Source organism: Pseudoalteromonas nanhaiensis (assembly GCF_051235485.1).
Taxonomy (GTDB): domain Bacteria; phylum Pseudomonadota; class Gammaproteobacteria; order Enterobacterales; family Alteromonadaceae; genus Pseudoalteromonas; species Pseudoalteromonas lipolytica_C.
In genome coordinates, this window is record NZ_JBPNYQ010000020.1 from 22366 (window position 1) to 42900 (window position 20535).

Sequence of the window (20535 nt, forward strand, 5' to 3'; positions counted from 1 at the left end):
TAAGATTTAATATCTAAGACTATTTCATTGAAAATTAAGCTGGAATGATAATTTGGTGTGCAATAAGGGAGCAATTTACGATAACTGTAAGTTACTTGTTAACAAGCAAACCCACCTGATAGGCTTACTTGTTAACGATAAGACTTGTATTATCTTGATGATAGGATTATTTATTGCTGAGCCAAACTGCTTGATATGGAGTCAGCGACAATGTTTGTGTTTGCTCAGTAATTTGCTCCCCGCTTATTAAATCTCGCCACTGCTCGGTACCAATCAAATTTAAGTCTGCAAGAGTGAGAGTTTGCGTCTCATCACTAATGTTATAAACACAAAACATGCTTTGTGAACGGTTAATACTTTGTCGCCAAAAACCAAATAACCCCTCACTTAAATGTAACGTATATTGCGTCGCATTAGGGTGAAATGCGCTTTGCGCCTTACGAATAGCCATCAAGTTTTTCATCGCTTTAAACACAGTACGATGATGGGCATTTTCATTACTCAGTTTTGCTAGTAAATCTGATTCTTGCCAACGGTGACGGTTAATAGCCCGATTATGTTGACTATTTTCAAAGCGCTCATAATCGTTGGTAGTACCGAGTAAGCTATGAATATACAAACCAGGAATGCCTTCAAGCGCAAACATAATGGCATGTGCACATAAAAAGCGAGCAACTCCCCACTTATCAGGGCCTTTATGGGTACCTTGCAATGCATCAAATAAAGCAATGTTTAATTCATAAGGGGTGTTAGTTCCATCTGGTGCGGTACGAAGTGAGACTTTACCGCCATACTTTGCAGTCGTACTGACCATTTCGGCAATTTCACTTTGCTCCAATAACCCTTCGACAGGCCTTAAACCAATACCATCATGTGAAGCTATAAAGTTAAAGTATGCGGTCCCTTCTTGGGGAGGTGGCATACTCATCATCCAATGCTTTAATGCCGTGCTGTCGCCACTGAGTAAAGTGTGTAACAACAACGGTGGCAATGAGAAGTTGTAAATACAATGCGCTTCGTTGGCATTACCAAAGTACGATAGGTTTTCGCGATTTGGAATATTGGTTTCAGTGATAATAATCACATTAGGCTCAAAGTGCTCAATAAGGGTGCGAAGTAGCCTGATCACTTCGTGAGTTTCAGGTAAATTAATGCAACGGGTATTGAGCTTTTTCCATAAAAAAGCCACCGCATCAAGGCGGAATATACGCACACCATTATCTAAATAATGACGAATAATACTCACAAACTCGTTCAGTACATCTGGGTTGGCAAAATCAAAATCGACTTGGTCATGACTAAACGTACACCACACATGTTGCAAACCATCTTTTGTTTCGACCGCTTGTAAAAGAGGCGATGTACGCGGACGAACAACCTGCACCAGGTCGTCACTCGGGCTTGCCGTTTTAAAATACCCTTTACCCGGCTCTTTGCCTTGAATAAAGTTTTCAAACCAGACACTTCGGCTTGAACAATGATTGATCACCAAATCAGCCATCAATCTAACATCTGCTGAAATATCACGAATATGCTGCCAACTGCCTAACGCTTCATTCACTTGCACATAATTCATTACCGCAAAGCCTTCATCTGAGCTATATGGGTAAAATGGCAAAATGTGCAGTGCATTAAGCTCAGGCAAGCATTGGCTTTTTACAAACCGATGTAAAGTATGCAAAGGTGGCTCTTCAGGCTTTGCCACGGCATCATCCGTATTCGCATGGCGAATGATTGAATCACCATAAGCAATTAAAATCATGTCTTGCTCATCCCAACGGTTTTTATGCGGCGTTGGGTCACGTACAGGATCATCACCTAACATGGTATTGATAAGCCTGTCTGCAAGTTGTTCAATCGAGGTTGATAACTCAACCTCGGCGTAGATACAGGTTAAATGCTGTATAACCCGTTGTTGGAGTAGCTCTAAAGTCACGTGTCTTCTCCGTTAAATAAATTCTTTGTTATCAAGCTCTACGGCTTCTTTTAAGCGAGCAAATACATCTGGCATTGCCGAAGCTACTCGGTTCCAACTCGGCACAAATGGTGCCTCCATTGGGTTTTCTAAGAAGTGCTGACCCGCATTCATAATGTTTTGCGCAAACATTTCAACGGCTTTTTCTTCATGGTGAATATCAAGTGTTAAACCATTCATCAGCGCATCGTTGTGATAAGTTTCGATAAAATCGAGTGCGATACGGTAGTAAGTAGCTTTTAATGAACGAATTGTTTCGCTGGTAAAGGTCACCCCTTGGGTAGCCAGCTTTCTGAATAAAGCTTTAGTAATATCAATCGACATTTTCGACAAGCCCGCTGCTTGGTTTTCAAGCGATAGGTCTTGGTGTTTATGATCATAGTTATCAGCAATATCGACCTGACATAACCGGTTATGCGAATAGTTACGATACATCTCTGATAACACGCCAATTTCGAGACCCCAGTCACTTGGAATACGAATATCATTAAGTACATCGCGACGGAATGAGAACTCACCCGCTAGCGGATAACGAAACGAGTCCATGTATTCTAAATAATCGTTGCTACCTAAAATTGTTTTAAATGAGCGTAATAGCGGTGTTACCAGCAAACGCGACACACGGCCATTAATTTTGCCCTCAGCGGTGCGCGGATAAAACCCTTTACAAAATTCATAGTTAAAACGAGGGTGAGCAACGGGGTAAATTAAACGTGCTAATAGCGCTCTGTCGTAAGTCAAAATATCGCAGTCATGCAGTGCAATTGACTCTACTTTTGAGGTTGCCAACTTATAGCCCATGCAATACCAAACATTGCGACCTTTACCTAGCTCTCGTGGCGCAACGCCCAATTTTTGTAGTTCTTTATCAAGCGCTTGTAAACGCGGGCCATCATTCCAAAGTACCTTATGAGGCTGATCAAGCTCCGCAAAAAACTGCAGTGCATGGCGATATTGGCTTTCATCAGCGCGATCTAGGCCAATGGTAATTTGTGATAAGTAAGGCACATGTTTAAGCTCAGCTATAATATTTTGCAAAGCGGGTCCTTCTAACTCACTGTAAAGTGAGGGTAAAATCAAACCCATAGGACGCTGTTTTGAAAAATCCAATAACTCTTTTTCTAGTTCTTCGACTGGACGGTCAGCAATATTGTGTAAAGTCGTGATAATGCCATTTTGATAGAAATCAGCCATGAGATTGCTCCTGTTTTGCTGCAAAACGCGCTTTGATGATAGTTAACGCAGAAACTTCTTGAACCCAACCTGCTGGGGCTGGTTTTTCGCTTAGCTGCCAAGCTTTTTGTAATATTTGCGATTGTACTTGGCTGCCAGGGTTATTGATTAAAATGGCGGTGTCGGCCGCTTTTAGCATGGCGACATCGTTTTGACTGTCACCGAGCGCTATTACAGTGAATGGATTGCGATAAGCTTTTTTGAACTGATTTAACAACCATTTTTGTGCAAGGCCTTTGTTGTTACCTTTAGTTAGATGAATGAAGCGACCACCAACAAGCACTTCGTATCCTGCTTGACTCATTGCCTCTATCAGACCTTGTTTCTCTTCATCACTGCCAGAAAAGCAAATTGGGTCTGAATATTGACGCTTTAAAGCCAGTTCGCTTTTATCAACGGGTAGCCCTGTTAGTTCGGCTATTTCTTGTGCACTAAATTGACTAAATAAGCGCACACAATGGCTAAATTGACTGGCATATTGTTTAAGATCTTCATGCAATTTATCGGTGCTTTGTGTCATCGCAAAACGCCAATAACCTTGATACTCATCACAGCCAATCGGCTTTACTTTAAAATAATCTTTCGGGATATAAACGGCCGCGCCATTTTCCACAATAAAGGGTTGGTGATGATTTAAAGCTTTTTGAATATCAGTGACTTCTGCAAATGTTTTGCTGGTATTAAAAATGACATTGACACCGGTATCATTCAACTTAGCCAAAAATGGTTTGATCACCTCACATTCGTAACTATCGTGATCAAGCAATGTGCCGTCTAAATCAGTAAAAATAAGTGGTTGAGCAATTTGGTCAGCGAGTAGTTCCATTTTGGTAATATCACGCTCAGTATCAAGCAACAATAAAGCATCAACACTGTGCGCAAGAGTGGCTAAGTTTTCACGCGTAATACGTTCAAAATGAGAGATAAAACGCTTTAAACTCACTTCATCAAACGTGCCCTGCCCTTGGCCTTTTTTGGCAATTAACTTATGCTCTTGCTCTAAGCGCCAAGCATACACATCTTCAAATGATGGCGCTTTTAACATAATGGTGTAATCGGCCATTGCGAATACATTTTGATATTCATTTGCTAAGCAGCTATTTACACAGCGACGCCAAATGCCGTCGGCATCTTCTAGTTGTTCTAATTCATTAACTGGAGTTTGCAGTTGATAAGGTTGCTGAGGTGTACTGGCTACACACCAACCTTCAAAAAACACGATATCTACGGGCTTTTGGTTGCTCGGCCACTGGGCTTGTGGCACTGGATCATCGGTTAGCTTATCAAATTGAGGTAATGGCACATCCACTTTACCTGCCAACAAGGCCGATAAGGTTTGCTCCATTAATTGCGTATCATGCGTACCTGGTACACCACGACTGGCAAACAAGGGATGAACATCTTTAGCAAGCTCAGTGCGTGCATCACGACTTAAATAAAAGTCATCGATTGATAATGACACACTGTTAAATTCAGTATTGCTATTAACCCAAGTCACTAAAAAATCAGCGAGGGTTGTTTTTCCTGAGCCTTGGCAGCCGTTGATAGCCACCAGCATAGATTGACCGGTCATTTTTGCGCTCAAAATATCTTGCGCGAGGGGTATAAAAAACTGCTCACTTAAGTATTGATACTTGAGTGGTAACTGATGTTTCGCTAAAAACGGGGTAATATCCACAACATTTGCCTCTTGCATAATCGCTCCTACCAGTATGACATAGAGATAAATGCAGTTAGTAGACCAGTTTTATAACTCGTTATTTTTTATATAGTTACAAAAAAAGCGCGTATTTAACGCGCTTTTTTGGTGCAATATTTAAGCAGTTTTTAAGTTCTAATCAACTTGTTGCACTGCTTTGGGGAGGACAGCATTTAAGATAATCCCTAAAATTGCGCATAAGCTCACACCTTGCAAACTAAACTCGTCACCGCCGAGGTGCATGCCACCAATACCAAACACTAAAATCAGTGCGATGATAGTCAAGTTGCGAGGCGCGGTAAGGTCTTCACCTGATTTTACTAAAGTATTTAAGCCTACAACGGCAATTGAGCCAAATAGTAAAATCATGATGCCGCCCATCACAGGAACCGGAATAGTTTGTAAACCCGCACCCATTTTTGCCACAAATGCGAGCACAATCGCGATGATAGCAGTCCAAAGCATCACTCGAGGGTTGAAGTTACGCGTAAGCATGACCGCCCCCGTTACTTCAGAGTAGGTTGTATTAGGTGGACCACCAAAAACCGATGCCGCTGAGGTTGCTAAACCATCACCCAATAAAGTGCGATGTAAGCCCGGTTTCTTTAAATAGTCTTTACCCGTGACTTGGCTAATTGCCATCATGTCGCCAATATGTTCTATAGCTGGCGCAATGGCCACAGGCACCATAAATAAAATAGCTTGCCACTTAAACTCAGGGTAAGTAAATGCAGGTACAGCAAACCAGCGAGCTTCAGTAACCGCATTAAATTCCACAATACCTATAAATAACGAAGCAAGGTAACCTGCTACAACACCAGCAAGAATAGGAATAAGTTTAAATACACCTTTACCCCATACCGCAAAAATCAGCGTAACCAATAATGATAAACCAGACACCCAGATAGCTTGTTCATAAGGAACTAGTTGCGCACTGCCATCCCCTGCTTTACCCATTGCCATATTCACAGCAACGGGCGCTAAGGCTAAACCAATCACCATAATGACTGGGCCAACAACCACAGGCGGTAACACTTTATGCAGTGCATTCACGCCTTTAAATTTTACAATCAAGCTAAGTGCAAAATAGCAAAAGCCTGCCACCATTAAACCGCCCATAGTTGCAGGAATACCCCACATTTGTACTGAGGCGATAATAGGTGCAATAAAAGCAAAAGACGATGCTAAAAAGATAGGAACTTGGCCTTTGGTAACCACATGAAACAGCAAGGTTCCTAGGCCTGCGGTAAATAAAGCCACATTGGGATCAAGGCCTGTCAGTAACGGCACAAGTACCAGTGCGCCAAATGCAACAAACAGCATTTGCGCGCCGGTTAGAATTGTTTTTAACGAAAATGTTTGATGATTTTCCACGTGCACGCCTTACACTGTACCAAAGATCTTGTCACCGGCATCTCCTAAGCCTGGGATGATATAGCCTTTTTCGTTTAAGTGACTATCTAGTGATGCCGTGAAGATTTCAACATCTGGGTGCGCCTCAAGGGTTTTTTCTACACCTTCAGGTGCTGCCACTAGTACAATCACTTTAATATCTTTACAGCCTGCTTTTTTCAGCATATCGATTGTGGCGATCATTGAACCACCCGTTGCCAGCATTGGGTCAATAACAAGGCTTAAACGCTCATCAATTTTACCAACCAGTTTTTCAAAGTATGGCACTGGCTCCAATGTTTCTTCGTTACGCTGCAAACCTACAACACTTACTTTTGCAGCAGGTAATAATTGCATAACGCCATCCATCATACCAAGGCCGGCACGTAGAATCGGCACAACAGTAATTTTTTTACCTTTAATGTGCTCTACATTGAGGTTTGAACCATCCCATCCAGTGATCTGCACGCTTTCTAATGGTAGGTTTTTTGTTGCTTCGTATGTAAGCAAAGTACCTACTTCAGACGCCAGCTCACGGAAACTTTTTGTGCTAATACCTTGTGCGCGCATAAGGCCAAGTTTGTGTTGAACTAACGGATGAGTAATAACATGGATAGACATAAGTAGAACCTAAATGAAATAAATTACGCCTATTTTAGCGCAAAATAGTCTACTCGACTGCAAAAATTGCATACTTACTGCATTAATTCGAACAACTGGTCTAAAATTAAACAGCTGTGTGCAAATTTTAATTTTTTTGCAACAACACGTACGGTCAATATTTAAGATTTAATTATTTTTTGGGTTAAGCTGTAATGAAAACACTCACATTTACCTTAATACTATTTTGTTGCATTTCCTTACCAACCCACAGTGAAACACTCAATATTCAGATGATGGCTGACTTTATCCCCCAAGATGGCGGCAATCCAGAAAATGAAGCCACTACGTTTTTACTTGCTGCTGCCGCTGAGTTAGGTGATGAAATCAGCCTGCACTTTATACCGGCAAGTCGGTTAAGAGAATGGCAGCAGTTGAGCAAAATGAATAATGTTTGCTTATACAATAAATTAAAAACCCCTGACCGTGAGGCCCAAGCCGTATTTAGTCAATACCCTCTGATGGCTTTTCCTGCTAACAAATTGGTGGTATTCAACAAGCCAAAGATCCCTGATTCCATTACCCTGCTACAAGCTATTAATGACTTCAATTTAACAATAGGCATCATCAAGGGCCGCTCATATTCAGAAGAAATTGATAACTTTATACGCTTAGATGATGAGCACTTTTTTATGTTAGAAGGGGCAACCAATGCACCTCGGCTTGGTCAGATGCTATTTCAAAATAAAATTGATGCAGTTTTAGAATACCAAACTGTATTTAACAATCGCTATAAGCGAGCACCGGGTCTAAGTCACATTCGCTATATCAGCCTTAAGCCAGAAAAAGCCGCGTTGTTTGGTTATATTGCCTGTTCACCGACAGAGGTCGGCAAACAAGCCGTAGCACTGTTCGACAAAGCACTTAAAACCGAAAAGGTACGCACATTAATTACTCAGCGTTTAATGGCGCTATTTCACGAAGGTGAAAACACACAAATTGTAAATGCCTTCAATGCAGCGTTTGAGCACTAAGCCGATAAAATCTGCTCCATAACCCAGCTTGTATGTAGTGCAGTTTCACCAGTTGATGGGTGTGGTTGCTGGGCATAAAAATAATTCGCCATGTTTTCAACATGATATTGTTGAATGTGTGCTGGGTTATCAATTACAAACTGTTGTGTTCCCTTTGCGTTGTTAAGCACAATGGGCTTTTCATCAAATACACTAAAGCTAAGCTCGCCTTCACTGCCATAAATCATTACATCATCAAAACGATTTGCTGAGGCAAAGTTCCAGCTTCCGGTGCCTGTAACACCAGATTGATGCTGCCAGTGCGCGGTTATGGCATCGAATGCAGAATATAAGCCTTGTTGATTGGCACATAAACCATGCACCTTATTAAAATCACCTAAAAGGTAGGCAAGTAAATCAAGGCCATGGCTGGCTAAATCGTCAAAGTAACCGCCTCGTGCTACTGTTTGATCGGTACGCCAATTATACTCTCCCGATAAATCTAGGGGATTCGGCGACTTACTTAAATGCCAACTTACATGACGCGGCTTACCAATGGCACCTTGTTCAAGTAACTGTTTAACTTGATTAAAGCGCGGTAACGAACGACGATAATAAGCCACAAACAGCGGCTGTTTAGCTTCTTTAAACGCTGCGACAATGTCAAGGCTATCTTGATAACTTGGCGCAAGTGGCTTTTCTATACAACAAGGTTTACCTGCCGCTGCCACTTCAAGAGCAAACGCTTTATGGCTATCTGGCGGCGTGGCGATATACACTGCATCAACACTGTTATCGTTTATTAGTTCACTTGGCGAAGTGTACACCTTTGCTACATTATGGCGTTTAGCATAATCATGGGCTTTTTCTAGGTCGCGGCGTGTCACTCCAATAAGCGCAATACCTTCTGCTTGTTGATAAGCTGGGCCGCTTTTCACTTCGGTTACAGCACCACAGCCAATAATGGCAAATCGCATTGGCTTATTCATTGTTATTCCTTTGTATTTGTTAAGTACGTTGCAAATTGCTGCTGCATGTAGCCATTTATTTTTGCATGAGTTGGGCTCCAACCTGCTAAAAAACGATAAAAATCACTCCATGCGTAACACCATAGCGCTCGCCAACTACTAACAACATGCACAGGATTTATACTCGGTTGAAAGCGTTTTAGTGCTAGGGTAAGAGTGTCAAAATAACGATTTAAATAATCATCTGCAACTGATTTTAATGCTGTATCATCTAAACAACTGCCTAAAAAATACATCAGATCAATCACCCCAACACCCTTGCCAACATATTGAAAATCATAGCCAAGAACATGTTGGTTTTGTGGCGCAATCGCAAAGTTGGCAAGCTTAGCATCACCATGAATTAACGTTTGGTAAGGTGACTCACTCAGCGCAGTATCAATAGGTTGCGCCTGCGCTTTTAAGCTTAAATCGCTCATACGCTGTAACTCATCTGGCCGTGTTGCTAAATGCCAATAACTACCTCGAGGCCAAAGTCCCTCGGATGAGCTTGCTAAATGAAAAGCATGAAAATGTGCAAGCCAGTTTATAATTGCTTGAATGTGGCTGTGTGTAGCATGTGCTTGCTGGTAACCATGTGCTACGAAATCACTAAATAATAACGCTTGCTTAGTGCCCTCTTGTATTGCATCAACACAGTGGATTGTTGCAGCTTCATGGGGTAATTGATTAGAATAATGCCGATACCAGTTAAATTCGACTAAGTAAGATTGGCGCTTTCTGGCAAGTGCAAAATCACTTTGTTTTATACGACTATGATTAATCTGGCTAGGCACTTCAATCGCTTTAATTACCGTAGCAGCACCATTCATTTGGCAACGAATAATCTCACCGCATCCGCTCCATACTGATGCCGCTTGCTGTAGCTCTGTAATGTTTGAAAAGTGAGAAGTAACAAATTGCCTAAGATCCATAACGCTCTATGATTTAAAAAACGAATGGCAATGGTAGGTGAAATTAGCTACTGGCACAACGGCCTATAGGCAATAAAAAACCCGTGCTAAACACGGGTTTTCGAAGATAAAGTCCTAATACTGCTAAGGACTTGCATTGTTGAATTACTCGTTTACCACACTTTTAAGTGGGTTAACTGGCTTTGCATTGTCATCCAGTAAGTTCATATCAAAATCGAACTCATCAACACGAATCGCTTTCTCACGTTTCTTGTTGTAGTCAATCAGTTTTGCATACTCTTCTTCGTTGATAACACTTGCAACAAGTGCATTATCAAGAGTTTCTGCAAAACGAACGCCCGGCTTGATAGTTTTAGCACGCAGTGCTTTTTTAACTTTTGCAAGTAAATCAAGACACGCCATTTTCGCTTTGTACGCTTGCTCATTGATGTAATGACCATCACCTTCAATTGGATTAACCAAGTGAGTGATTTGCGCTTTAAATGCCGTATCCATTTGCGCTTGAGTCGCAAGTTCACGGATTAAATCATCGCTGATCTTAGGCATTTTCTTTGAGTAGTTCATAGTAATGAAACGCATAAACTTACGAGTACCACTTGCAGGGAAGTTATCTAGGAACTTATGCAGTGCTTCTTCAGCGCTTTGTAGTGCAAAGCGAGTCGCATAGTGGAAGTAAGGCGCAGCTTGCTCACGTTCACTGCTTGCTACTTTTTGCTCGTAGTATTTAATCGATGCCATCGCCGCATACAAGAAGCTCATTACGTCACCTAAACGTGCAGATAACATTTCTGCTTGCTTAAGTTTGCCGCCCAGTACCAATAACGAGAAGTCAGCGTAAACTGCAAGTTTTGCAGATAGTTTGTGCGCTGCTTTTTCGTATTCACGTACTTCTGGTAGTGACGATTTAGCACCCGCAGTAAACGGTAATACACCTAAACGGAAAGCTCGTAAGCTGTTAGCTACGCTGTAGCCCACTGTTTTACGTAAGATACTGTTGAATTCTTTGTCTGCATTTTTGTCTTCGCTGTGGATAGACTCAACCATAGATTGCAGGTAAGGGTGACAACGCATTACACCTTGACCAAAAATCATTAGGTTACGAGTAAGAATGTTTGCACCTTCAACCGTGATTGCGATAGGTTGAGCAACATAACCACTTGCTAATGTATTTTGCGGACCATTTTGAATCGCTTTACCTGCTTGAATATCCATTGCTGAATCAAGCACGTTACGGCCAATTTCTGTCATGTGGTATTTAGCAATCGCAGTGACTACAGATGGTTTTAAGCCCATGCCTAAACCTTCTGTTGTTAATACACGCATTGCTTCTTGAAGGTAAGTTTTACCTGCGATATCAGCAAGCTTCTCTTGAATACCTTCGAATTGACCAATCGCCAAACCAAACTGCTCACGCACAGCTGCGTACTCAGAAGCACCTTTAAATGCCACTTGTGATGAACTAACACCTAGTGCCGGTAACGAGATACCACGGCCTGCACCTAAACAGCTAACCAGCATTTGCCAGCCACGACCGATGTTCTTTTGACCACCAATGATGAAGTCCATTGGTACAAATACTTTTTCACCGCGTGTCGTACCGTTGTAAAAACGAATACCCATAGGGTCATGACGATTACCAAGCTGAACACCTGGGTGATCTTTAGGAATAAGCGCACAGGTAATACCTAGGTTTTCTTTACCACCTAGTAAACCATCAGGGTCAACCACTTTAAATGCTAAACCTAATACTGTCGCAATAGGTGCTAGTGTGATGTAGCGTTTGTCCCAAGTAATTTCTAAACCTAAAACTTCTTCGCCATTGAATTGACCACGTTTAACAACACCGATATCTGGAATACCACCCGCATCTGAACCCGCTTCTGGGCTAGTCAGCGCGAAACATGGAATATCACGACCATTTGCAAGGCGTGGTAAGTAGTGATCTTGCTGTTCTTTAGTACCGAAGTGTAGTAATAGCTCACCTGGGCCTAGAGAGTTAGGAACCATCACGGTTACCGCAACCGCAGAACTCTTAGTCGCAATAGTCGCAACAATAGTAGAGTTTGCATAAGGGCTGAACTCTAAACCGCCGAATGATTTAGGGATGATAAGCGAGAAAAAGCGCTCTTTTTTCAAGAAATCAAGAATGTAGTCAGGAAGATGTACACCATTTTGAATTTCAGAATCATCAATCATTGATAATAATTCTTTAACTGGGCCATCTAAGAATGCCTGTTCTTCAGCGCTCAGCTTAGCTGCTGGCACGTCACGAAGTGCATCGAAGTCAGGTTTACCTTGGTAGATTGAACCTTCTAACCAAACATCACCCGCATCTAACGCTTCTTGTTCTGTAATTGAAATACTAGGTAATACTTTTTTTAATTTTGTACGTAAGCTCATAATAAACTCATCCGACCAGATAGTAATACCTACATTACGTCACAAAATGAGCAATAGATCAATTGGTCCAACCAGTTTTTTTAACATTTTTTTATATTTATTTTTTCTTTGTATGCTAAGCACTTGAATACAATGGGTTTACACGTGTACGCTCAATTGCAATTTTTTATCCCGAAATAGTTAACAACTAAAGACTGAGAACAAAAAGCCCAACTAAAAAGTTGGGCTTAGATACAAATACTGAGTGAATGATTTAGAGCTCATCTTCTATGGGGAATAGCGAAATAAACCAAACCTGAAAACGCCGCCAAGATGATGTTTGTGGTTCTTCATCAAACTGCTCATTACTTACTGTGTCGAGCCAAACTAAGTCATCATCTTTAAGTTCAACTTTCCAGGCATATTCGGGCATTTGCGTATCAACCCAATGGGCTAAAAAGCGACTAAGCTTTTCGCTTTCGATTAACACTCCCATCTCGGTATTTAAATCAAGTGAGCGAGGGTCAAGGTTCATGGTGCCCACAAAAATCCTTTCATCATCAAAGGTCATGGTTTTTGCGTGTAGGCTTGCTTGCGATGACCCTGTAACTTTGCGCCCTGCTTTGCGCTTAATAGCCATTAGATCACTGGGTTTTAATTCCCAAAGCTTTACCCCAGCCTTGATGAGATCTTCTCGGTATTTTTTATAACCGGCATGCACCGCGGATACATCCGTAGCAGCTAAAGAATTCGTTAAAATAGTGACATCAATACCTTTTTGAGCCCAGTTTGTTAACAGTTTCACACCTGAATCGCGAGGAATAAAATACGGTGAAATTATAATTGCTCTGTGCTTGGGCTCACCCATTTCTTTAAATAATAGTGGTGACATGTTTGCAGAGCGCTCATTGACATCATTCATCACTTTATCGGGATGGTCGTAAAACAGCACAGATTTTTGCCAATCAAACTTAATATCATCATTTTGAAGCCGTTTTACAAACTCACTTTCACGTAATTGTTCAACATAATTACTTTGCTGGTTTTGCTCAACATAGCTTGAAAGTGTGTTTGTAATATCAACCAAAGATTGCTCATCTCGTGAACCATGTAACTCTTCAACAGGGTAAGAAAGTTGATGATTCCAATACAAATCAAAGGCTTTTGATGCCTCTGGAACAATCTCTCCAGCACTCATGACATCTAAATCAATAAATTCAGAATGATCTTCTGCCGAAAAATAAGCATTGCCAATATTTCGGCCACCAGTGATAAAAATCCGATTATCAACAATAAAACTCTTATTATGCATTCGTCTTGACAGTTGACTGTAATTACTTAGAAAGCCAAGCGCTTTAAAACGACGGTTAGGAAAGGGATTAAATAAACGAACTTCAATATTAGGATGAACAGCCAGTGCAGCGAGGTCTAATTCACTATCTGCTTGCGATAAATCATCGAGTAGTAAACGTACTCTTACCCCACGCTCCGCAGCTTTTAATAAAAAAGCCGTAAATAATATAGTGGTTTGCTGTCTGTGGTATAAATAGTACTGCACATCAATGGTGTGCTCTGCAGAATCAATAAGTGCCAATCTAGCTACAAAGGCATCGACCCCATCTGCTAGAGGATAAAAACCAGATAATCCAGGATGATTATTACCCACCGCATCTCCTATAGTACTGGGTGTATCTGCTGCAATGGCATAACTTGGTTGAATAGACTCTCTTGAAGGTAATTGTGCGCAACCAGAAATATACAAAAATAATACACAAAAAAGGAGTTTTGAAGAGTCTAGTATCATGGCTTCCTACCATTGATTTAACGTGAGATACACGTGATCGTTATACTATTACCCTAATAAATGAACGGATTAAAAGCAAATAAAAACTAATATGGAGGGATAAAGAAGTAAAAAGTAGTAATAAAAAGGTTTTAACGGCTTTAAGAGCAAATAGATTAAGCTACTTGCTCAGTAATATCAGCAATTTCGATTAGTTTACGATTGAGAATTTTTTTACAACAACCACAACACTTGCCGCACTGGGTACCCACCTGCAGCTCTTTTGATAATTCACGCATAGTCATCGCGCCATCATCAATTGTTTGTTCAATTTTTTTGTCAGTTACACCATGGCAAAGGCAAATATACATGAATGCAAACCACTCTCATTTCTGTTGATGGAATGCATATTAATCTAAACGGTAATAGTTCGCAATAGTGTTATAGACAATATTTACATAACTTTTGAACCAGAACTGTCTAAATGGCACACGCATAAAAATTTCCCCTTATGTTATGGACGGTTAGTCAAAGGCGGGGAAAGAAAAATTTTTAAATTTTTTTGTAAGATCTAATTTGCTAGTTGTTGTTTGTCAGTAATGTGGGCAAGTAGCTACTTAAGACGACCGCACCAAAAGCATAACTAAAGTTAATGATTTTTCAGTAACCCCAAATTAACAGGCTTAATAATTTAGCTATTAAAGCCTGCGGCAATTTTGCACTACTTACCCAAACTTTAAACCGCAAAAGAGTCCCTCTAATTACACTTTATGCCTTGTTATTGAAAAGCATACCTGAGTGATTATTGCTAGGCATTGAAAATAGTGAATTGATCATCGAAGAAACATTGCTTTTCACTGCTCGCTGAACAGCATTAACCTCATCGTCTAACTGCTCATTTAATTCTTTTAGTTGCACTTCACGCTGCTCAGGCGTTAACTCTTCATTTGTCTCTACAATATTAATTTTATTTTGCAGTTCTTTAATCTTAGCAACTAACTCTTGCTGAGTGAGTGGGGTATCTGGTTTTGTCTCTGTGTCAGAATCTACATTGTTATTTTGCTCATTATTTTTGGCATAGCTGTTTGTTGCATTATTGGTGTTTAGATTTAGATCATTTTTATTTTTCTGACCCACAGGGTCTGACAATACAGAAGATGAAAATGGAGTAACTTGCATGATATTCCTAAGGTTATTTTTTTGACACTTTTAAGCTGTGCTGTTTAAAAAGAAATTAATGCACAAAACGTACCTATTAAGCATCCAAATCTTTCTATTTAAAGTCTTAAAGCATACTCAAGCACTCACCTTGTACTTGTTTCCCCAAAGCATAATTTAGTTAATTGCAAAAACTAGTTATAAATTACTATTTGATAACTTTTTAATAACCTTTTGTGATCGCTTTTCAAATCTCCCTCGTTCACTTTGTTGTGATGGACACGTCGTAACGTCCGAACATACAAATATATAAGGCAGAACGATGAAATACTTACTCTTGGCAACAAGCTTGCTATTTATCACAGCATGCAGCGATGATGACGACGAAAAAACCGAAGTGGTTACTCCACCCCCAGTTCAAGAATTCAGCCCAAGTATGACCTACTCCGTTACATTGAGCGGCAAGCAAGAAGTGCCGATGAATAACTCAATGCAAACAGCAACTGCAACAGTAGAGCTTGACGAAAGTTTAATGCAATTTCGCGCAACACTTGACGCAAGCTCAGTCGAGGGCTTTAGCGCAGCACATATACATGACGGCGACTTAGGTGCTAATGGCGATGTTGCATTCACATTTGAAGCCACCACCGATGGTATGTATGAAGTCGCAATTACCGACCTTGATGAAAGCTTAATCGCTGATTTGATGGATGGCGATTGGTATATAAATCTACACACTGAGCAGTATGCTAATGGTGAATTACGTGCGCAAATTGTGCCTGATACAACCAGTATCATCACCTTTGTTTTAAATGGCGAACAACAAGTACCTATGAACGACAGCGACGCAATGGGTTATGGCTATGCGTCTTACGACAGTGCCACAACAGAATTGCGCCTTCGTGCAGTGACTATGGGTGTTGATGACGCAACGGCGGCTCATATCCACACTGGAAAATTAGGTTCAAATGGTGATGTTTTTGTTGCTCTAGAGCAAGATGATGAAGTAATGACAGATTGGGTAGTCCCAGAAGGTACAACAATCGATAGTGATACCCTAGCAATCCTTTTAGATGGTGGTCATTATGTCAACGTTCATACGCCGGAGTATGCCGGTGGTGAAATCCGCGGCCAGATCCTAACGGATAACTACGCTGTTGCTACATTCGCTTTAAGTGGCAATCAAGAAGTACCAATGGTTAACACAATGGCAAGTGGTGATGGCTATGCATTAGTTGATACTACCGACTACAGTGTCGAGCTTACTGTTGTAACTTCAGGCCTAGACGATGCCAGCGCTGCGCACATTCATACAGGTCGTATTGGTACAAATGGCGATGTATTAGTCGCTCTTGAACAATCAATGGACGACAGCAACGTGTGGATGACGCCAAGCAATACTCAAATCAATGCTGATATTTTTGCAGTACTGGCTTCTGGAGGCCATTACGTGAATGTCCATACTCCGGGTAACCCTGGTGGCGAGCTTCGCGGACAAATTCTTACCAGCAATTATATCTTCACAACCTTTAAACTTAGCGGTAAGCAAGAGGTACCTGCCGTTATGAGTAACGCTAGCGGCGAAGCTTATGCATTAATTAACATGGATAATTACGGCTTAGAACTACGTGTTAGCAGCATGGGCGTTGATGATGCAACAGGCGCTCACATTCATACAGGCCGGATTGGCACAAATGGCGATGTATTAGTTGCGCTTGAGCAATCAAGTACTGACACAGGAATGTGGATGACACCGGAAAACACGCAAATTAATGCTGATATTTTCGCAGTACTTGCTTCAGGTGGCCATTATATTAATGTTCATACGCCAGCTAACCCAGGTGGCGAAATTAGAGGCCAGATCCTAACAGACAACTATCAGCTTGTTACTTTCCCACTCAGTGGAATGCAAGAAGTTCCTGCTGTCGACACTATGGCATCAGGCAGTGGTTATGCATTAGTGAACATGGATAATTACCATCTAGAATTAAGAGCATTAACTGAAGGTGTTAGTGATGCTACTGCTGCACACATTCACACTGGCCGTATCGGTATGAATGGTGATGTACTTGCTGCGCTAGAGCAGTCAAGCGAGAATACAAATCTGTGGCAAACACCTGAAAACACCATGATCAATGCCGACATTTTCGCAATACTCGCATCAGGTGGCCATTACGTTAATGTGCATACGCCTGCTAACCCAAGTGGTGAACTGCGAGGCCAAATCCTTACCGATAACTATGTATTCGTGACCTTCCCACTAAGTGGTGAACAACAAGTTCCTGCGGTGACAACAGATTCCTCTGGCGATGGCTATGCATTAGTAAACACCAATGATTACAGCGTTGAATTGCAAGTACTTACATCAGGAGTAAGCGATGCGAGCGCTGCGCACATTCATACCGGTTTTGCAGGTGAAAATGGCCCTGTGCTAGCTCCTCTTGAGCAAGACAATGATGATATGAATCGCTGGATGAGCACTACAGGCTTAATGATTAATGCTGAAATTTTCTCTGTTCTCGCTTCAGGAGGTCATTATGTAAATGTACATACTCCTGCTAATCCAAATGGAGAGATAAGAGGCCAAATTCAATAATTCCCGTGTTACAGAGGCCAATAGTTAATTGGCCTCTTTATCTAATTAAGCGAAAATTAGACCCTATAATTAAAATTATACTTTCAACTTTATTGTAAATAGCGAATGTGTAATTTTCTTGCTACCTAATCTCACAATAACACCCCTCGGCATCTGAATTAATAAACCGACTATTAAACCCAGCACGTAAGTTTGCAATTACTAACTCGACAAAGCCATCTAAGCTTGAACACGCTAGTCCTTTTGACAATGGACCTGCGTATACAAGTTGTTGATTTTCCGAAATTAGTACAGCAGCCGGGTAAGCGGGTAATAGTGCCGCCACTGCTGAGGTTGGTTTAAGCTTTATAACTTTAACATCTTGTTCAGTAGCATAATCTGTAAGGCTAGCAATATGGGCTTGGGAGCGAGCTGAACAGACACAGCTATTATCATCAATAATATATAAGGTATTGCTGTTCTTTGAGCTAAGCCCCATGGAGGTTTGAAATAATGACAGCCAATTTGGCTTTGCTAGTTTTCTATCTGGGTCAAAAAGTGTGATTTGTTGAGAGTAGGCAATCGATAAAGCAGCTACAACCAAGGCAATCCAAACTAGGATTGCCACAATCACTCTCTTGCTACTTGAATTTGGCAATACCCTGCTCCATCACATCAATACTTTCATCAATGAGTTGCACGCGTTCGGTAAGCTTTTCGATCATCAGGTTGTCTTTGGCTTGGTTGGCAATTAATGCTTGTGAATTCTCGGCAATGGCACGTGTATTTCCCGCTTGGCTCTGTACTACATGCGCAACCGATTGAGAGCTGTTTGCAGCAAGGTTAACTTGCTCTGTCATTTCAGTAATTTGTAGTTTCATCTGTGAGCTTATCGCTGACAATTGCTCAATTAACGCCACACTGCCTTGCATTGATTTAGTTGATGAAGCACTGTTTTGCATCAAGCTTTCGAGCGTATTGGTTATTTTATCGGTGGTATGTTTACTGCGCGTTGCCAGGTTTCTGACTTCATCAGCCACTACAGCAAAGCCGCGGCCTTGTTCACCAGCACGCGCAGCTTCAATAGCTGCATTTAGCGCAAGTAAGTTAGTTTGCTCAGCAATTGATGAAATCTCATTAAGGAGTTCAGAAATATGACTACAAGCATTCACTAACTGAGAAATATTCTGATCAGCTTCTTGTAAGTTGCTTGCCAACTCTGCTGCTTTGGTATCGGTATTTGCAACTTCATTTAATGCGTCTGCGGCACTAACATGCAACTGCTCAAATTGCATTTGTAATTCATTACTTTCGTGTTCAACATGGGCAAAGCCTTCAGCAACACGCTCGCCTGATTGTGCAATATCTATAGACAACTGCTCACGTAACACGGCTTGCTCATGCAGCTCATCATGAACCTCAAGCAATTGTTTAGATTGATTTTTAAGAACATTAGTTTGACTTTTCACATCCCCCACAACCCGAGATAAAAAGCCAAGTAAGCGATTAAAACCCGCCACAGCTTTACTATGGCGCTCATCTGCTCTTAGGCTAATATTTATACGGTTTTCATCAGCCATAATTTGTTCTGTTGTATCGCTTAAAGAAAGACCCGAGCTTCTCTCCAGATGCAAAGTTTTGGCAATATAACCTGCCACAAATGCTTCAACGATGGCATACACAGCATGAATAAGTACAGTGCTAAAATACAGCCTGTCTGGATCGAAAACATAAAAACCAGACTCGTTTATCTGTAAAAAGTAAAAGCTCAAATGGTGAACGGCAACAAAGACAAGCGCTGTAATAAACACGCGCCATTCAACAAACATGATCAATACTGCCATTAAAATAAATATTTCAAAGTGAACTTCAATGAGGCCGTAGCTTTGTTGGATGTGTAAAAACGAAAACATCATGCAACCGGCAGCGACTACATGAGCTGTTAATTTGCTCGTTGGATATTGATAGAGCATCCAAAGTGGTAAAGACAGCAGTAATAGGCCTGTGACCACACCCGTTATTAGCGTCGAATAAACAAAACCTAAAACCAAAGATTCAATAAACAACAACAGGAACAAATAAGTAAAAAGGCGGCGCACACTCGTCATAGTTAAAGCCTTAATTATTAAATAATTTACAAAAACACAATTAATCGAGCCAATACGGCTTGATACGCATAACGGTTCACTTTATTAATTGCAATAATGCTCTAAATTGATCGGTCCCTGCTTTTTCTAGCCATTGAAATATCACACTCTCTGTACAAGTAATAATAGCACCCGCTGCAGATAGCTGCTTAATAGCTAGCTTTTTATGGTTTTGATTTCGAGAAGCAATGGCATCTTCAACAACGAATACTTGAAAGCCTGCAGCCAGCAAGTCTAAACATGTTTGCAACACACACACATGTGCTTCAGTTCCTGTGACTACTACCTGAGCTCGTTTATAGTCAGCTAACTTGTGGTTAAAATCATTTTCTAAACAGGCGCTAAAATGAATTTTATGGTAACAATTTTCTGCTGTAATAAACGGCACGAGTTCTTCACTGGTATGGCCTAATTTCGAAGGATTTTGTTCTGTAAATAAATAGGGGATCGCCAGTAACTTAGCACTATTTAACAAGGTAGCTGTGTGTTGTACAACATTAGTAAAATCGTCAATAACAGGGGCTAATCCAGCTTGCTCATCAATGATCAGCAGCATTGCTTGGCTTTGTTGGCATATATATGAATGGCGCATTACTTCCTCAAACTATGATAATTATTAAAGTTATAGCATAGCTTTCT

At 41.0% G+C, this 20535-nt stretch carries 16 protein-coding genes; 2 read left to right on the forward strand and 14 right to left on the reverse strand.

Annotated elements, in window-relative coordinates:
- Positions 1 to 166 precede the first annotated feature (166 nt).
- The 5 genes from ACSFVZ_RS15650 to upp form a co-directional block, all read right to left on the reverse strand.
- Complete coding sequence (locus ACSFVZ_RS15650) at positions 167 to 1936, reverse strand: sugar phosphorylase (RefSeq protein WP_235383827.1); 1770 nt, start codon at positions 1934 to 1936, stop codon at positions 167 to 169.
- Between the two features lie 12 nt (positions 1937 to 1948).
- On the reverse strand, positions 1949 to 3169 hold the full coding sequence (locus ACSFVZ_RS15655; protein WP_235383826.1) for a glycosyltransferase family protein: 1221 nt from the start codon (positions 3167 to 3169) through the stop codon (positions 1949 to 1951).
- Positions 3162 to 4904: an HAD-IIB family hydrolase gene (locus tag ACSFVZ_RS15660; protein ID WP_435559196.1), complete on the reverse strand. Its 1743-nt coding sequence runs from the start codon at positions 4902 to 4904 to the stop codon at positions 3162 to 3164. Before ACSFVZ_RS15660 ends, ACSFVZ_RS15655 begins: the two co-directional genes overlap by 8 nt.
- 138 nt (positions 4905 to 5042) lie before the next feature.
- Positions 5043 to 6281: a uracil-xanthine permease family protein gene (locus tag ACSFVZ_RS15665; RefSeq protein ID WP_435559197.1), complete on the reverse strand. Its 1239-nt coding sequence runs from the start codon at positions 6279 to 6281 to the stop codon at positions 5043 to 5045.
- A gap of 9 nt (positions 6282 to 6290) precedes the next feature.
- Complete coding sequence (gene upp, locus ACSFVZ_RS15670) at positions 6291 to 6920, reverse strand: uracil phosphoribosyltransferase (RefSeq protein WP_135926935.1); 630 nt, start codon at positions 6918 to 6920, stop codon at positions 6291 to 6293.
- 194 nt (positions 6921 to 7114) lie between these two features.
- On the opposite strand from upp, the gene ACSFVZ_RS15675 reads away from it, so the two are divergent.
- Positions 7115 to 7933, forward strand: coding sequence for an ABC transporter substrate-binding protein (locus tag ACSFVZ_RS15675; protein WP_235383693.1), 819 nt, complete (start codon positions 7115 to 7117; stop codon positions 7931 to 7933).
- Here ACSFVZ_RS15675 and ACSFVZ_RS15680 read toward each other — a convergent pair.
- The 6 genes from ACSFVZ_RS15680 to ACSFVZ_RS15705 form a co-directional block, all read right to left on the reverse strand.
- Entirely contained in the window at positions 7930 to 8901 is a 972-nt protein-coding gene (locus tag ACSFVZ_RS15680; protein WP_235383694.1) for a Gfo/Idh/MocA family protein, read from the reverse strand. The two genes, ACSFVZ_RS15675 and ACSFVZ_RS15680, sit on opposite strands and share 4 nt — an antisense overlap.
- Positions 8902 to 8903: 2 nt before the next feature.
- Positions 8904 to 9854, reverse strand: a complete 951-nt coding sequence (locus tag ACSFVZ_RS15685) for a phosphotransferase (RefSeq protein WP_235383695.1) — start codon at positions 9852 to 9854, stop codon at positions 8904 to 8906.
- A gap of 144 nt (positions 9855 to 9998) precedes the next feature.
- Positions 9999 to 12254: an acyl-CoA dehydrogenase gene (locus ACSFVZ_RS15690; protein WP_135926931.1), complete on the reverse strand. Its 2256-nt coding sequence runs from the start codon at positions 12252 to 12254 to the stop codon at positions 9999 to 10001.
- 253 nt (positions 12255 to 12507) lie between these two features.
- Positions 12508 to 14037, reverse strand: coding sequence for a phospholipase D family protein (locus ACSFVZ_RS15695; protein ID WP_135926930.1), 1530 nt, complete (start codon positions 14035 to 14037; stop codon positions 12508 to 12510).
- Positions 14038 to 14192: 155 nt separating this feature from the next.
- A complete protein-coding gene (locus ACSFVZ_RS15700) occupies positions 14193 to 14387 on the reverse strand; it encodes a (2Fe-2S)-binding protein (protein ID WP_135926929.1) in 195 nt (64 codons plus the stop codon).
- Between the two features lie 397 nt (positions 14388 to 14784).
- Positions 14785 to 15195, reverse strand: a complete 411-nt coding sequence (locus ACSFVZ_RS15705) for a hypothetical protein (RefSeq protein WP_235383697.1) — start codon at positions 15193 to 15195, stop codon at positions 14785 to 14787.
- A 301-nt stretch (positions 15196 to 15496) separates the two neighbouring features.
- Between ACSFVZ_RS15705 and ACSFVZ_RS15710 the strand changes: the two genes are divergently transcribed.
- Entirely contained in the window at positions 15497 to 17770 is a 2274-nt protein-coding gene (locus tag ACSFVZ_RS15710; RefSeq protein WP_435559198.1) for a CHRD domain-containing protein, read from the forward strand.
- Between the two features lie 121 nt (positions 17771 to 17891).
- Here ACSFVZ_RS15710 and ACSFVZ_RS15715 read toward each other — a convergent pair whose 3' ends face one another.
- From ACSFVZ_RS15715 to ACSFVZ_RS15725, 3 genes are all read right to left on the reverse strand, one after another.
- Entirely contained in the window at positions 17892 to 18377 is a 486-nt protein-coding gene (locus ACSFVZ_RS15715) for a DUF6436 domain-containing protein (RefSeq protein ID WP_235383699.1), read from the reverse strand.
- A gap of 13 nt (positions 18378 to 18390) precedes the next feature.
- Positions 18391 to 19857, reverse strand: coding sequence for a methyl-accepting chemotaxis protein (locus tag ACSFVZ_RS15720; protein ID WP_135926925.1), 1467 nt, complete (start codon positions 19855 to 19857; stop codon positions 18391 to 18393).
- A 76-nt stretch (positions 19858 to 19933) separates the two neighbouring features.
- Positions 19934 to 20488 (reverse strand): isochorismatase family protein, encoded by a 555-nt coding sequence (locus ACSFVZ_RS15725; RefSeq protein WP_235383700.1) that lies wholly within the window; start codon positions 20486 to 20488, stop codon positions 19934 to 19936.
- Positions 20489 to 20535 lie beyond the last annotated feature (47 nt).

Bases quoted from the DNA above. Each gene is read 5' to 3' on its own strand.
- ACSFVZ_RS15655 (WP_235383826.1), bottom strand. From the start codon at position 3,169: ATGGCTGATTTCTATCAAAATGGCATTATCACGACTTTACACAATATT.
- ACSFVZ_RS15660 (WP_435559196.1), bottom strand. From the start codon at position 4,904: ATGCAAGAGGCAAATGTTGTGGATATTACCCCGTTTTTAGCGAAACAT.
- upp (WP_135926935.1), bottom strand. From the start codon at position 6,920: ATGTCTATCCATGTTATTACTCATCCGTTAGTTCAACACAAACTTGGC.
- ACSFVZ_RS15675 (WP_235383693.1), top strand. From the start codon at position 7,115: ATGAAAACACTCACATTTACCTTAATACTATTTTGTTGCATTTCCTTA.
- ACSFVZ_RS15680 (WP_235383694.1), bottom strand. From the start codon at position 8,901: ATGAATAAGCCAATGCGATTTGCCATTATTGGCTGTGGTGCTGTAACC.
- ACSFVZ_RS15685 (WP_235383695.1), bottom strand. From the start codon at position 9,854: ATGGATCTTAGGCAATTTGTTACTTCTCACTTTTCAAACATTACAGAG.
- ACSFVZ_RS15690 (WP_135926931.1), bottom strand. From the start codon at position 12,254: ATGAGCTTACGTACAAAATTAAAAAAAGTATTACCTAGTATTTCAATT.
- ACSFVZ_RS15695 (WP_135926930.1), bottom strand. From the start codon at position 14,037: ATGATACTAGACTCTTCAAAACTCCTTTTTTGTGTATTATTTTTGTAT.
- ACSFVZ_RS15700 (WP_135926929.1), bottom strand. From the start codon at position 14,387: ATGTATATTTGCCTTTGCCATGGTGTAACTGACAAAAAAATTGAACAA.
- ACSFVZ_RS15705 (WP_235383697.1), bottom strand. From the start codon at position 15,195: ATGCAAGTTACTCCATTTTCATCTTCTGTATTGTCAGACCCTGTGGGT.
- ACSFVZ_RS15710 (WP_435559198.1), top strand. From the start codon at position 15,497: ATGAAATACTTACTCTTGGCAACAAGCTTGCTATTTATCACAGCATGC.
- ACSFVZ_RS15720 (WP_135926925.1), bottom strand. From the start codon at position 19,857: ATGACGAGTGTGCGCCGCCTTTTTACTTATTTGTTCCTGTTGTTGTTT.
- ACSFVZ_RS15725 (WP_235383700.1), bottom strand. From the start codon at position 20,488: ATGCGCCATTCATATATATGCCAACAAAGCCAAGCAATGCTGCTGATC.